The 279-nt window shown below is 39.8% G+C and carries 1 pseudogene; it reads left to right on the top strand.

The features are described from left to right. Positions 1–279: pseudogene (locus C1E58_RS11910) on the top strand (tRNA (guanosine(46)-N7)-methyltransferase TrmB); the annotation flags it as partial.

Below are 279 nucleotides of genomic sequence, written 5' to 3'. Positions count from 1 at the left end.
AAATATAAAATTATTGCAGGTGGATGGTTCGAGTTTGACCAACTATTTTGCACCGGCAGAAATAGATCAGCTTTATCTGAATTTTTCAGATCCATGGCCTAAGAAACGTCATGAGAAACGCCGTTTGACCTACAAGTCATTCTTGGATACCTACAAGGAAATCCTACCTGAGAAGGGAGAAATCCACTTCAAAACAGATAATCGTGGTCTGTTTGAGTATAGCCTGGCTAGTTTTTCTCAATATGGCATGGTCTTGAAGCAAGTTTGGCTAGATTTGCA

Source organism: Streptococcus suis (assembly GCF_002964575.1).
In the GTDB taxonomy this organism is placed as follows: Bacteria; Bacillota; Bacilli; order Lactobacillales; family Streptococcaceae; genus Streptococcus; species Streptococcus suis_R.
Note: the sequence above shows the minus strand (reverse complement) of the source record. Positions and strands in the feature narration are given on the sequence as shown.